Origin of the sequence: Nonomuraea sp. NBC_00507 (genome assembly GCF_036013525.1) — a bacterium.
GTDB lineage: Bacteria > Actinomycetota > Actinomycetes > Streptosporangiales > Streptosporangiaceae > Nonomuraea.
In genome coordinates this window covers 7668064-7680333 of the sequence record NZ_CP107853.1, presented here as the reverse complement: position 1 = coordinate 7680333, position 12270 = coordinate 7668064, and the positions used below count along the sequence as shown (strand labels likewise).

Genomic DNA, 12270 nt, shown 5'->3' with positions numbered 1-12270 from the left:
TCTCCGCTGCTCCGGGTCGGCACCGCCCGGTTCTGCGCCCCTGAAGACCGTTGCGCGGGTCACGGGGGCTCTTGGGTACCGGCGGTGAGGCGTCGTCCCCAGGCGCGCATGTAGGCGATGGCTTCCGGTGGGCCGTGGACCACAACGGGGGCCTCGAGCGCTCCAATACAGAAGGTGGCCCAGTCCAGGGAGTCGGTGGCGATCACCACCCGGCATGAGGTGTCGTCGATGGGTTCCACCGTCCCGTAGTGCGCGATCTCCTCCCGCACCCTTTCGGCGGGGGCCCCGACCGTGGCGCGGACGGGATACCTGGCGGGCATCGCCCTGATCCGGGCGCGCACGTACTCGACGGGATCATCGGCGGGCAGGGGGCGGGGAGCGAACGTCGTGCCGGTGCCGCTCGCATCACCGATGCGGTCGACGCGGAAGGTGCGCCAGTCGGCCCGGTCGAGGTCCCAGGCGATGAGGTACAGGCGGTTCTCGACGCGGACGATGTGGTGCGGGTGGACTGTCCTGGCCGCGGTATGACCGGTGCGGGTGCGGTAAGCGAACTCCACCGTCTCGGTGTCGCGGCAGGCCAGGGCGAGGGTCGTCAACGAGGCGACATCGGTGATGTCCACGCGTGCCTCGGGGTTTCGCGCCGGGACGGCGACGGCGCGGAGGCTGTCGATGCGGCGTCGGATCCGTACGGGAAGCACCTGGACGATCTTGGCCATGGCGCTCAGGGCGGCGTCGGCTGACGTCGGGAAAGGGCCGGAGGTGATCTCTTGGAGCCCCATGACGATGGCGGCGGCCTCGTCCTCGCTGAGTACCAGGGGCGGGAGCGAGGCGCCGGGGCTGAGTTGGTAGCCGCCGCCGGTGCCCCGTGTGGCGGTAATCGGATACCCGAGCTCCTGGAGGCTGTCGATGTCGCGGCGGAGCGTGCGCTGGCTGACGCCGAGGCGGCGCGCGAGCTCGTGGCTGGGCCAATGACGCCGGTTCTGCAGCAGTCCGAGGAGTTCGAGGACGCGGGTGCCGGTCGACATGAGCCCACTCTAGGCCCAACTTGTGGACATATAGCGGCCACAAGCCCCGTGATGATGGGAACCGCCACCGAAGCGGGAATGGAGCGTACGCCGACACATGATCAGCACTGCCAATCTGTCCCGGAGTTTTCGGGCTCCCGACGGCGATGAGGTCCGCGCTGTCCGGGGCATCGACCTCTCCGTGGCGCACGGGGAACGGTCGCCGTTCCCGAGCAGTGGATCCGCGTCCTCGCGCAGTTCAACCCCCTCCCCCACGTCGTCGAGGCCGAACGCGACCTCTTCGCCGGACAGATCGCGACCCCCGACGTCGGCTACGGATTCCTCGCCGCCGGCACGACCGCCGTCCTCGGCTTCGTCCTCGGGCTTCGCGCCCTGCACGCCAGCACCGACTGACAACACCCGCACGAAAGGACCCACGAACATGCGCATCCTCGTCACCGGAGCGACCGGCCAGGTCGGGCGGCACCTCGTCGCGCAACTCCACGAAGCCGGACACGACGTCCGCGCACTCTCCCGCACCCCCGCCAAAGCCGACCTCCCGACCGGTGTCGAGGTGGTGGCGGGCGACCTCACCGATGCCGCCACGCTCGGAGCAGCCTTCGAAGGGATCGACGCGATCCACCTGATCACCTTCGGCGGTGACGGCGACCTGACCAACGGCCCCGAGATCATCGACCTCGCCGCACGCCACGGCATCACTCGGGCCACAGTCCTCGGCGGCTGGTCGCCCACCAGCATCGAAAGCGCCCTGGAGTCCAGTGCGATCCGCTGGACCCTGCTGCAGCCGGTGGAGTTCATGTGCAACGCCCTCGAATGGGCCGAAGAGATCCGCTCCCAGGGCACCGTGTCCATGCTCGCCACCTTCCCCAGCGCGATGGTGCATGAGGCCGACATCGCCGCCGTGGCCGCCACCGCGCTCACCCACGAGGGCCACGAGGGTCGGTGCTACCCGATCACCGGGCCCGAAGCCCTTATCCCGGCGGAACGCACCCGGATCATCGCCGAGGCCACCGGGCAGGACATCGCCTTCGTGCACCTGAGCGAGGACGCGGAGCGCGCCCGGCTGCGCGGCTACGGATACGACGAGGACTACGTGGAGTTCGGGATCCACCTGGCCACGAACCCGCCCGAGGCCAGCGGTGTGGTCCTGCCCACCGTCGAGGACGTCACCGGCACGCCCGCGCGAACCTTCGCACAGTGGGCGCGGGAACACGCTGAACGGTTCCGCACCGCGCCCTGACTCGCACGGGCCGAACCCGGGGCGCCGCACAGCGGAGATTCGGGGGTTGAGCAGCATGCGAAACTGTGACGAGCTCCTCACCGATCTGGTTCATCTGCTCACCCGCATCGACGAGTTCGGTCAAAGCCATCGCGGTCGCCGACCAGGCCCGCAGCCGGGGTCTCTCCACGATCAGCGAAACGCTTGGACCAAGCGCCTGATCGTCCCCGCGGTACGCGTTGTGGCGGGGACGTCGAGTCTCGCCTCCACCTCCGCGGTGGGACTGCCGGCCCGCGTTCCGGTCTTCCTGATAACGCTCAGTGCCACGCCATCGGCGATCTCGATGATGTCGACATCGCCTCGGTCATTCGTCCAGGGAATCGGGGCGCCGAACTCCTGGCCGCCGTCGAAGAAGGTGAACGTCTCGCGGTAGGTGCGTTCGTCGCCGGCGCCGGCGAAGGGATCGCGATCGAGGATCGCCGTGAGCTGGTCGAGGGGACGTACGAAGGCGGCGTCGTCGTAGCCGCTGACCGTCAGCAGGCGCGGTGCCGCCCGGTGCACGAGCTCGCGGGGCGCGGCGTCGCCGGCCTCGATCAGGACCGTCCCGTTCGTTTGGAACGACCGTGCCGACGCTCCCGCCTCGCGCAGTGCGTTCTCGAGTATGGCGCGGCTGGGGCTGTTCGGGTGGCCAAGGTTCATGTTCCGGTAGAAGACGACGAAGGCTGTCGACATGCGCAAAGTGCTCCAGATGGTGTGGCAGGCCGGACGTCATCGGCGGGCGTCGAAGAACGTGCGAATGTCGTCGGAGAGGAGTTGGGGTTCCTCCTGCGCGGCGTGGTGCCCGCCTTTGTCGTAGGTGTTCCAGTGCACGATGGCGCTGTGGTCGCGTTCGGCGAGGGGGCGGATGGAGGGGAAGAAGTCGTCGGCGAAACAGGCCAGGCCCAGGGGGACCGATGACGGCCCGGCAGGCGGCCGGTTGCCGTGATAGCCGATCAGGGCCGAGCTGCCGGCGGTGTCGGTCAGCCAGTAAATGGCGGCGTTGGTGAGGATGTAGTCGTCGCTCACCGAATCGCCGAACAGCTGCAGGTTCCAGGCCAGTTGGCCGGCTGGGGAGTCGGCGAGCGCGTGCGCGAGGGTCTGCGGCTGGGTGGACTGGAGCCTGAGGTAGGCGCTCCTGTCGGCCATGAAGCGTTCTAGCGCGGCCAGTTTCGCCTGGTCGTCCGGTCCCAGCGTGGCGCGCTCCGCCGGATCGCCGGAGGGCAGCGCGAAGACCTGGGTGACGTGCACCCCGGCGACGCGGTGCGGATCAAGGCGTCCGAGTTCGATGGAGATCAGGGAGCCGACGTCGTTGCCGTGCGCGCCGTAGCGCTCGTACCCGAGCCGGCGCATCAGCTCCGCCCACGCCGCGGCGACGCGGCGGCGGTTCCAATCCGGCTCTCGCGGCGCGCCGGAGAATCCGAAGCCGGGCACCGAGGGGATGACGAGGTGGAAGGCGTCGGTCAGTCGCTCGATCAGCGGCAGATACTCCACGACCGACATGGGCCAGCCGTGCGTGAGGATGAGCGGCAAGGCGTCCGGCTGGGTCGAACGGATGTGCAGGAAGTGCACGTCAAGTCCGTCGATCTGGGTTGTGAACTGCGGGTGGGCGTTGATCCGCCGTTCCCAGGCGCGCCAGTCGTATCCGTCGCGCCAGTACTCGACCAGGTGCTGGACGCGGTCGGCGGGCACGCCGAGCCCCCGGCCGGGCAGCCGGCGGGTGAAGCGGGTCCTGGCCAGCCGGGTGGTCAGGTCGTCCAGGCTCTCCTGCGGGATATCTACGCGGTACGGCCGCATCATGACCGGGCCACCTCATCCAGCACCCGGGCCAGCGCCACCGGTTCGGTGATCATCGGCCAGTGCCCGGCCTCCAACGTGATCACGTCGAGGCCCGGCAGGTGCGGCGGGCCACCCGGGTCACCCGCGCAGGCGATGTAGGTGCGGGGCAGGCTCTGCACCGCGCCGAGGTCGGCCGGTGCCGGATCTCGGTAGGTGCCGATCGGCTGGCCGACGCCACGGGCCCGCAGCCAAGCACGGTCCTGGGGGGTGAGCCCGTGCTTGCCGAAGTTGGCGTCGATGACCTCATCGCTCATCACCGGGATCCGCCCGTCCTGGACGGTTTCCGTGATGGCCTCGACGACGGGCGCGGGCGTGATGTCGAACAGGCTCTTGCCCGGCTCGGGCAGGAGCGCGGCGAGGTAGACCACGCGGGCGATCCGTTCGGGAAGCGTGTTGGCGGCGATCGTGGCCGGGGCTCCGCCGTAGGAGTGCGCCACGAGCACCACCTCACGCAGTCCGGCGTACTCGATCGCGGCCGTGATGTCACGGGCATGCGTGGTGAGCGTCGTGGCCGACGAGCCCAGATGCGCGCGGTCACCGAAACCGGTGAGCGTCAGCGGATGCACCTGGTGGCCGTACGCGGTCAGCAGGGGCGTGACCCGCTCCCATGCCCACGCGCCAAGGAACGAACCGCCGACAAGAACGATGGCCGACATCGGCCGACTCCTTTCGTCGATCTCTTGCGGCGCCACGCTAGGGAGGATTGTGGACGTTTTCTGCCCTCATTAGAATCGCGATCGTGTCCCGTCCGGCAACCCGTGTCCTGGCACTGCTGGAGATCCTCCAAGACCGCGGTCTGGTGCCTGCCGACGAACTGGCCCGGCGGCTGGACGTCGACGCCCGCGCCGTCCGCCGCTACATCACCGCCCTGCGCGACATGGACATCCCCGTCGAGTCCGTCCGCGGACGCTACGGCGGCTACCGGCTGGCCCGCGGCGTACGCCTGCCACCCCTGATGCTCGCCGACGACGAAGCAGTCGCTGTCGCAGTCGCGCTGGCCAACAGCAAGGATCAGCGAGCGGGCGAGCCCGGCCCGGCCCACCGGGCGCTGGTCAAACTCAACCGCGTCCTGCCCGCACCGCTGCGCCGACGCGTCACCGCATTGATCGCCGCCACCTCGGCGACGACAGGCCCGCTGACCCCCGAACCGCAGCTGGCGCTGACGCTGGCCGCCGCCGTCCATTCACGCCACACGGTCCGGATCGAGCACACCCGCGGCGCACGCGAGGTGGACCCTTACGGACTCGTCGTGCACGCACGACGCTGGTACCTGGTCGGACACGACCACCTCCGCGACGCCATCCGCATGTACCGCCTGGACAGGATCAGCGGCGCCGTCGGACTGCCCAGCCGGTTCACCCCGCCCGAGGGGTTCGATCCCGTGACACACGTCCTGCACATGTTGACTCTCGGCGCCTGGACCCACCGCATCGAGGTGTGGCTCGACACCGACCTGGAGACCGCCCGCGACCACCTGTCAGCCACCTTCGGCGACCTACATCCCTGCCCCGACGGCGGCGTGCTCCTGGTCAGCGGAGCAGAAGACCTGCCAGCCATGGCGCGCATCCTCACCGGCCTGCCCTGGCCCTTCACCGTCCGCAATCCGCCCGCGCTGGTCACGGCGCTCGCCGAGCACGTCACCGCTCTCACCCAAGCCGTCGCCCGCTCCCAACCCGCACCGTAGCGGGGGTATCGCTCTAAGAGCGGAGCCACTCTCAGTGTCTGGTTTGCGGGCCTGTTCCGGGCCGATGGGCCTGGTGGCCGCCGCAGAGCCTGGAGCGTCTGTGGAGTCGGTACGGCGTGCAGGGCTCCTCGCGACAGGCGGCTTCGGGCTGAAGCGTAAGGCTCCATTCTTGCTGAGGGGCATCCGGCCTGCGCGTTCCCAGGGCCGGGAGCTCCTCGACGGCTTCACGGCGGCGACCTGGACGTTCGCCACCGCAGACGGCACGGCGACACTGACCGTGCACCCGTTCGCACCGCTGTCCGCGCCCGACCGTGACGCGTTGACCGTCGAGGGCGGCGGCCTGCTGGACTTCCTCGCTGCCGCGGATCTTGCGCCCGCACCGGGGGCGGACGACATCGCCTGCCTACCGAGAGCTATGCTGTGAACAATAAACCAATCTGTTCAAATGGAGACAACATGCCGTCGGCGTTCTCCGAGGAAGAGCGGTTGCGGATCATCGAGCAGTTGCTCGACACCGCAACCCATCTCTTCTCGACCCAGGGGCTGCGCAAGACGTCCCTGGAAGAGTTGACCGCTCCCGCGGGCATCGCCAAGTCCTCGCTGTACGCCTTCTTCGACTCCAAGGAGGACCTGTACTTCGAGGCGATGCTGCGCCAGAGCGAGCAGGTCCGGCGCCGGGTGATCGACGAGGGCCTCAACCGCGGCGCCGACACCCGCGACGCGCTGCGCCGCTTCCTGCGCGCCACGATCGCCGAACTCGACAGCAATCCGCTCTACCGGCGGCTGATGTCCCACCCCCAGGAAATGGCCGCGGTCGCCGCCAAGCTCACCCCCGAGCGCATGGCCGCAGCGACGGACGGCCCGATGGCCGATGTGCTCCAGTTCCTCAGCACCCATCTGAAAGACGATCCGCAGGTCCTGCTCGGCGTGCTGCGCGCGGTCCTGCTGACCCCGCTGCACGCCGAACACCTAGGCACCGAGATCTACCCGGCCGTGATGAACCGTCTGATCGACGCGGTCACAGAAGGGATCACCCCATGATGAACGGCCTGCCGTACCTGTCGGCCGGCGCGGGAGCACCCTTGGTCGTCCTGCTCTACACCCCGCAAGCGGCCAACCCGACGGGATTGGCACGCTGGTCCACCATGCGGATGGTGCGACCGTTCACCAAACACTTCACCGTCTATGTCGTCAACCGGCCACCCGGGCTGCCGTCAACCACGACGATGGCCGACCTCGCCGCCGTCTACGCGCAAGCGATCAAAACCACCTTCGAGGGCCCGGTGAACATCCTGGCCATCTCCACCGGCGGCTCCATCGCCCTGCAACTTGCCGCCGACCATCCCGGCCTGGTCAACCGCCTGGTCCTGGCGGGCACGGCCTGCACTCTCGGCCCCGTCGGCAAGCGAGCCCAACGTAACTACATCGAACGCGCACGCCAAGGCAGGCGGCCCAGCCCCGCCCTGGCCGAGATCGTTACCGAATCAGCGATCGGCCAGAGACTGCTCCGATGTCTGCTGTGGCTGTCGGACAGCGGCCACAAGGACCACAGCGACGCCGTCACCGTGCTCAACGCCGAAGACGGCTTCGACCTGCGCGGCCGGCTGCACAACATCAAGGCGGCCACGCTGCTGATCCAGGGTGGTAAGGACCTCGTCTACCCGCTGGAACTGGCCCGGTACACGGTCGAGGGCATCCCCGACGCCCAACTCGTCGTCTACCCAGGCCGCAGCCACAGCGGCACATTCACCGATAAGCGCTTCACCTCCGACGCACTGGCCTTCCTGACAGACGCGTGATCAAAGTCAGCGGACGCCTGGGTGCGCCGGATACATCATCCACACCGGCGCACATTCGGCGCTCGGGAGTCGTGGGAGAGCCGGGTGCTGTCGAAGCGGTTCTTGACGTTCTTGCGTGGACGGGCGTGGACGGGCGTGGACGCAAGCCGAAGGGCTGACGGTGTTGTTCGATCAGTCGGTGGCCTGGCTGCGCCGGCATCGGATGCCGCTGCCAGAGGTGACGGTGCTGGAGCGCCTGGTGGCCTGCGGCAACTCGGCGAGATCCCCGAACTCTTCGACGGCGGTGGGGTGGATGAGGAGGGGGTGTAGACCGCAGGCACGGGCCGCCAGCCGGAGGGTGCTGGGCGTCGGCTGACAGCCCTGCTCGATCAGCAACTCGCCGGGTTCCGACCGCGCATGGCTGCTGCGGCGGCCGGGACACTCCCGGGGCGGCACCGGGCGACACTGTCGGCCGCAGTCGACCTCGCGCGGTCCGGGCGGCAGCAAATAGTTGGCTAGCCACATATTCACTGCTACTGTGATTATGTGTCTAGCCACCTAATTTGTGGCGCAACGTTAGGAGCTGTCATGAAAGACATCGTTTTCGACCGTTTCGGCGGCCCGGAAGTATTGCACGAGGCAGACATCGAGGTCCCGCAGCCCGGCCCCGGGCAGGTCCGTGTCCGCGTGAAGGCTGCCGGGCTGAACGCGCTAGACGGCAAGATCCGCTCCGGGATGCTGGAGGCCGTGTACCCAACGACCTTCCCCGCCGTTCCCGGTGGCGAGCTCGCCGGCGTGGTGGACGCCCTGGGTGAGGGCGTGCAGGGCGTGCAGGTCGGCGACGACGTGCTGGGCTGGTCGGACACCGGCTCGTACGCCGAGTACGCGCTGGCCACCATCGTGGCCCCCAAGCCCGCCGCCCTCGACTGGCCGCACGCGGCCGCGCTCCCGGTGGCAGGTGAGACCGCCGAGCGGGTCCTGAACCTGATGGGCGTCGCCGCCGGGGAGACCGTGCTGATGCACGGCGCATCCGGAGGGGTCGGAACCCTGGCGGTTCAGCTCGCCACGGCCCGCGGAGCACGTGTCATCGGCACCGCCGGCCCCGGCAACCAGGACTACCTCGCCTCGCTCGGCGCCACCGCGACCGTGTACGGCGAGGGCCTGGTCGAGCGGGTCCGGGCGCTCGCCCCTGACGGCGTGGACGCGGTGTTCGACCTGGCCGGGAAGGGCGCTCTTGAGGACTCCATCACCCTGCGGGGCGGCACCGATCGCATCGTCACCATCGCCGACTTCCGCGCGCAGCAGCTCGGCATCACCTTCTCCAGCGGTCCTGCGGAGACCTCGTCCGACCGCCTCGCCGCCCTGGCCCAGGACGCCGCGATCGGCAAGGTCGTCACCACCGTCACCACCTATCCGCTCGACCAGGCCGCCACGGCCCAGCGGGTCAGCGACGCCGGGCATGTCCGGGGCAAGCTCGTTCTCACCGTCGGCTGAACACGCTCGCCTCTTCGTCCACTCCACCCGCCGTTTCCCGATGCCCACCCGGGCCTCGCCGCACCGAAGGACCATGCATGCTGGACTCTCTGTGGACGCCGATCACTGTCGGCGGCATATCCTCGCCGCACCGCCTGGTCATGGCCCCCATGACTCGGGACCGCTCCACGCCGGAAGGCGTCCCGACCGAGCTGAACGCCGAGTACTACGCCCAGCGGGCCTCGCACGCGCTGATCATCACTGAGGGAACGCAGCCCTCCGCGGACGGCCAGGGCTACCTCCTCACTCCCGGCATTCACAATGACGAGCAGATCGCAGGGTGGCGCAAGGTCATTGACGCCGTACACGCGGCCGGCGGCCGGATCGTCATCCAGCTGATGCACGTCGGACGCATCTCCCACCCCGACAACACGCCCCACGGGCGCCAGCCGGTCGCCCCATCGGCGATCCGCCCCGCGGGCGTGATGTTCACCGCGTCCGGGCCCCAGGAGATACCGGAGCCCCGCGCGCTGTCGACGCAGGAGGTGGCGGCGACGGTCGACGACTTCCGTCGCGCCGCGGCGGCCGCCGTCACGGCGGGCGCGGACGGCGTGGAGATCCACGGCGCCAACGGCTACCTGGTGCACCAGTTCCTGTCCGACAACACCAACCAGCGCAGCGACCACTACGGCGGCTCCCTTGACAACCGCATCCGCTTCGCCGTCGAGGTAGCCGCCGCCGTGGCCGACGAGATCGGCGCGGAGCGCACCGGTCTGCGCATCTCCCCCGGCAACCTCTACAACGACATCGCCGAGTCCGACACCGCCGCGCTGTATCCGGCGCTCCTGGACGCGTTGCGCCCGCTGGGCCTGGGCTACCTCCACGTGATGCACGTGGGCGAGGAGGCTCTACTGGAAACCCTGCGCGCGCAGTGGCCGGCCACGCTGATCCTCAACCGGGGCGGCACCGACCTGCCCACCCGCGCCAAGGACATCGACAACGGCACGGCCGACCTGGTCTCCGTCGGCGCCCTCGCGCTGGCCAACCCGGACCTGGTCGAGCGGCTCCGCGCCGGCGCGGAGCTGAACGCCCCCGACCCGGCCACCTTCTACGGCGGCGGAGCGGCCGGCTACACCGACTACCCCACCTACACGGATTGAGGCGCCGAACCATGCCCCACATCCCCACGACGGCCGCCAAAGGGCCGATGAGCTACGCGATCTTCCAGCTCGCCCGCGCCCACCGCGCCCACGCCGCCGCCCTGCTTCGCGCGATGGACCTGCATCCCGGACAGGAACTGCTGCTGATGCAGCTCTTTGACCGGGACGGCCAGACCCAGTCCGAGCTGCTCGAAAGCGTCGGCCTGGACCACTCCACCGTCTCCAAGTCCCTGCGCCGCATGCAGGATGCCGGCCTGCTCGTCCGCGAGCCGGCCGCACATGACCGGCGCGTCATGGTGGTCCACCTCACCGACAAGGGCCGTTCCATGCGCGAACCCATCGCGGCCCTGTGGCAGGCCCTGGAGGAGACCTCCGCGCGGAACCTGTCGGAGCAGCAGGCGGAGTCCTTCGTCGACACCGCCTACGCCATCGCCGAGGCGCTCAGCAGCCGCGCGCTTCCGCAAGAAGAATCCGAATAACTCGCCGGTGCGGCTGGCCGTCTGCACATCAAGAACGGCCGCATCACCATGTCCCATCCGCCTTCGGCCTCGGCAACCAAGCCCCTCGCTCCTGACCTGATGGAAAGTGAAAACCCCATGACTGCCACCGACTCCACCACCCTCCCGGTCCTCGTCGTCGGGGCGACCGGCTCTCTCGGGGGCAAGGTCGTCGACGAACTACTCAAGCGCGGCAAGAACGTCCGTGCCCTGGTCCGGCCGGCCAGCGACGCTGACAGACTCGAAAGCCGGGGCGTGGAGATCGCCCGCGGCGACATGCTCGACCTCGACTCGCTCGTCGCCGCCATGAACGGCGCCGATGCCGTCATCACCACCGCCGCCGGCTACACCCGCGGCGGCAAGAACGCGCACGACATCGACACCGTCGGCAACGCCAACCTCGCCGAGGCCGCCCACCGCGCCGGCATCCGACGGTTCGTCCTGACCAGCATCCTCACCAGCGACCGGACGCCCGATATCCCACACTTCTGGCACAAGAAGCTCGCCGAGGACAAACTCGAACAGCTCGGCGTCCCGTTCCTCGCACTGCGCCCGGGGGCGTTCCTCGACCAGATCGCGAGCATGGCGGGCGATCCGATCGACAAGGGCCGCCTGATATGGATCGGCAAGACCACCATCCCGCTGACCTTCGTCCACACCTCCGATCTCGCGGCGTACCTGGCAGCCGCAGTCGACGCCGAGGCTGACGACGGCGAGCGCATCGACATCGGCTGGGACCGCCCGGTCAGCATGCGCGAGGTAGCCGACCTGATGGGCCGCAGGGCCGGAAAGAAGATCAAGGTGTGGGCCGTCCCGTCCGCCGTCGCCCGCGCCGCAGGAGCCGTCACCGGCCGCTTCATGCCCCTGATCAAGGACATGGCCGCGATGTTCGGCTGGTTCGACACCGGCCGCTACGTCGCCGACCCCCGCCGCCAGGAGCAGCTGTTCGGCCCCGTCCCCACGGCCGAGGACGTCCTCGCCCGGTATAGCGACGAGTTGGGCACTGCACAGCACCGGTGACAGGCCCGCGTCCCGGCGCCCTGACCAGGACACCTTAGGCCCTGCCGAATCCGATCCCCCACCGGAACACCAGTCAGCCGAGACAGAGCCCCAGGTGGAGGTGTTCGCCGCCGTATGGGACGGCAGCGTCTTCATCGTGACCACGTTCGACCGCTTCGCCCGCAACATGGCTGAGGCCAACGAGATCCTCACCGACCTGTCCGGACGCGGCGTCCTGTTCGAACTCGGCGGCTCGGTCTACGACTGGAACGACCCGTTCGGGCGGCTGTTCCTGCAGACCCTCGCCATGGTCGCCGAGTTCGAGACCAACCTCGGGCACATGCGCACCCGCGAAGGCATGGCCCTGGCCAAGAAGAACGGCAAGCTCAAGGGCAAGCAGCCTAAACTGCCCGAACCCGCCCGGCGCTCCATCCGCCACCGATACGCCGAGGGCGAGGTGTCTCTGGCCGACCTGGCCACCGAGTACAGCGTCGGGCGCTCCACCATCCACCGCATCATCCACGGACCAGAAACCTCCAGGTAGAGCGGTCGCATGCCGA

15 protein-coding genes are annotated in these 12270 nt (G+C 69.2%); 10 read left to right on the top strand and 5 right to left on the bottom strand.

What is annotated here, in order from left to right:
* Window positions 1–59 precede the first annotated feature (59 nt).
* Entirely contained in the window at window positions 60–1025 is a 966-nt protein-coding gene (locus OHA25_RS36925) for a helix-turn-helix transcriptional regulator (RefSeq protein WP_327581546.1), read from the bottom strand.
* 421 nt (window positions 1026–1446) lie between these two features.
* Between OHA25_RS36925 and OHA25_RS36920 the strand changes: the two genes are divergently transcribed.
* Window positions 1447–2265 carry an NAD(P)H-binding protein gene (locus tag OHA25_RS36920; RefSeq protein WP_327581545.1) on the top strand — a complete coding sequence of 273 codons (819 nt, stop codon included), beginning with the start codon at window positions 1447–1449 and terminating at the stop codon, window positions 2263–2265.
* Between the two features lie 171 nt (window positions 2266–2436).
* On the opposite strand, the gene OHA25_RS36915 is transcribed toward OHA25_RS36920, so the two are convergent.
* From OHA25_RS36915 to OHA25_RS36905, 3 genes are read right to left on the bottom strand one after another with little or no spacing between them, the layout of a single operon-like run.
* Entirely contained in the window at window positions 2437–2976 is a 540-nt protein-coding gene (locus OHA25_RS36915; RefSeq protein WP_327581544.1) for a DUF1697 domain-containing protein, read from the bottom strand.
* Window positions 2977–3012: 36 nt separating this feature from the next.
* The gene (locus OHA25_RS36910; protein ID WP_327581543.1) at window positions 3013–4080 is read right to left on the bottom strand and encodes an epoxide hydrolase family protein; all 1068 of its coding nucleotides are present in this window, start codon (window positions 4078–4080) and stop codon (window positions 3013–3015) included.
* Window positions 4077–4775, bottom strand: a complete 699-nt coding sequence (locus OHA25_RS36905) for an alpha/beta fold hydrolase (RefSeq protein ID WP_327581542.1) — start codon at window positions 4773–4775, stop codon at window positions 4077–4079. Before OHA25_RS36905 ends, OHA25_RS36910 begins: the two co-directional genes overlap by 4 nt.
* 83 nt (window positions 4776–4858) lie before the next feature.
* Between OHA25_RS36905 and OHA25_RS36900 the strand changes: the two genes are divergently transcribed.
* From OHA25_RS36900 to OHA25_RS36885, 4 genes are all read left to right on the top strand, one after another.
* On the top strand, window positions 4859–5803 hold the full coding sequence (locus OHA25_RS36900; protein WP_327581541.1) for a helix-turn-helix transcriptional regulator: 945 nt from the start codon (window positions 4859–4861) through the stop codon (window positions 5801–5803).
* 169 nt (window positions 5804–5972) lie between these two features.
* Window positions 5973–6227 carry a DNA glycosylase AlkZ-like family protein gene (locus OHA25_RS36895; protein ID WP_327581540.1) on the top strand — a complete coding sequence of 85 codons (255 nt, stop codon included), beginning with the start codon at window positions 5973–5975 and terminating at the stop codon, window positions 6225–6227.
* A gap of 32 nt (window positions 6228–6259) precedes the next feature.
* Window positions 6260–6844, top strand: a complete 585-nt coding sequence (locus OHA25_RS36890) for a TetR/AcrR family transcriptional regulator (protein WP_327581539.1) — start codon at window positions 6260–6262, stop codon at window positions 6842–6844.
* Window positions 6841–7602: an alpha/beta fold hydrolase gene (locus tag OHA25_RS36885; RefSeq protein ID WP_327581538.1), complete on the top strand. Its 762-nt coding sequence runs from the start codon at window positions 6841–6843 to the stop codon at window positions 7600–7602. Before OHA25_RS36890 ends, OHA25_RS36885 begins: the two co-directional genes overlap by 4 nt.
* 171 nt (window positions 7603–7773) lie before the next feature.
* Here OHA25_RS36885 and OHA25_RS36880 read toward each other — a convergent pair whose 3' ends face one another.
* Window positions 7774–8037 (bottom strand): hypothetical protein, encoded by a 264-nt coding sequence (locus OHA25_RS36880; RefSeq protein WP_327581537.1) that lies wholly within the window; start codon window positions 8035–8037, stop codon window positions 7774–7776.
* Between the two features lie 132 nt (window positions 8038–8169).
* Here OHA25_RS36880 and OHA25_RS36875 point away from each other — a divergent pair, with 132 nt between their 5' ends.
* The 5 genes from OHA25_RS36875 (at window position 8170) to OHA25_RS36855 (ending at window position 12254) form a co-directional block, all read left to right on the top strand.
* A complete protein-coding gene (locus tag OHA25_RS36875; RefSeq protein ID WP_327581536.1) occupies window positions 8170–9075 on the top strand; it encodes an NADP-dependent oxidoreductase in 906 nt (301 codons plus the stop codon).
* Between the two features lie 77 nt (window positions 9076–9152).
* A complete protein-coding gene (locus OHA25_RS36870) occupies window positions 9153–10214 on the top strand; it encodes an alkene reductase (RefSeq protein ID WP_327581535.1) in 1062 nt (353 codons plus the stop codon).
* Between the two features lie 11 nt (window positions 10215–10225).
* The gene (locus OHA25_RS36865) at window positions 10226–10693 is read left to right on the top strand and encodes a MarR family winged helix-turn-helix transcriptional regulator (RefSeq protein ID WP_327581534.1); all 468 of its coding nucleotides are present in this window, start codon (window positions 10226–10228) and stop codon (window positions 10691–10693) included.
* 117 nt (window positions 10694–10810) lie between these two features.
* Window positions 10811–11731, top strand: a complete 921-nt coding sequence (locus OHA25_RS36860; RefSeq protein ID WP_327581533.1) for an SDR family oxidoreductase — start codon at window positions 10811–10813, stop codon at window positions 11729–11731.
* 94 nt (window positions 11732–11825) lie between these two features.
* On the top strand, window positions 11826–12254 hold the full coding sequence (locus OHA25_RS36855) for a recombinase family protein (protein ID WP_327581532.1): 429 nt from the start codon (window positions 11826–11828) through the stop codon (window positions 12252–12254).
* The last annotated feature ends 16 nt before the right edge of the window (window positions 12255–12270 follow it).

What these genes read in the sequence shown, in the direction of transcription:
- OHA25_RS36925 (WP_327581546.1), bottom strand. Translation starts at nt 1,025, where the DNA reads ATGTCGACCGGCACCCGCGTCCTCGAACTCCTCGGACTGCTGCAGAAC.
- OHA25_RS36920 (WP_327581545.1), top strand. Translation starts at nt 1,447, where the DNA reads ATGCGCATCCTCGTCACCGGAGCGACCGGCCAGGTCGGGCGGCACCTC.
- OHA25_RS36915 (WP_327581544.1), bottom strand. Translation starts at nt 2,976, where the DNA reads ATGTCGACAGCCTTCGTCGTCTTCTACCGGAACATGAACCTTGGCCAC.
- OHA25_RS36910 (WP_327581543.1), bottom strand. Translation starts at nt 4,080, where the DNA reads ATGATGCGGCCGTACCGCGTAGATATCCCGCAGGAGAGCCTGGACGAC.
- OHA25_RS36905 (WP_327581542.1), bottom strand. Translation starts at nt 4,775, where the DNA reads ATGTCGGCCATCGTTCTTGTCGGCGGTTCGTTCCTTGGCGCGTGGGCA.
- OHA25_RS36890 (WP_327581539.1), top strand. Translation starts at nt 6,260, where the DNA reads ATGCCGTCGGCGTTCTCCGAGGAAGAGCGGTTGCGGATCATCGAGCAG.
- OHA25_RS36885 (WP_327581538.1), top strand. Translation starts at nt 6,841, where the DNA reads ATGATGAACGGCCTGCCGTACCTGTCGGCCGGCGCGGGAGCACCCTTG.
- OHA25_RS36875 (WP_327581536.1), top strand. Translation starts at nt 8,170, where the DNA reads ATGAAAGACATCGTTTTCGACCGTTTCGGCGGCCCGGAAGTATTGCAC.
- OHA25_RS36870 (WP_327581535.1), top strand. Translation starts at nt 9,153, where the DNA reads ATGCTGGACTCTCTGTGGACGCCGATCACTGTCGGCGGCATATCCTCG.
- OHA25_RS36865 (WP_327581534.1), top strand. Translation starts at nt 10,226, where the DNA reads ATGCCCCACATCCCCACGACGGCCGCCAAAGGGCCGATGAGCTACGCG.
- OHA25_RS36860 (WP_327581533.1), top strand. Translation starts at nt 10,811, where the DNA reads ATGACTGCCACCGACTCCACCACCCTCCCGGTCCTCGTCGTCGGGGCG.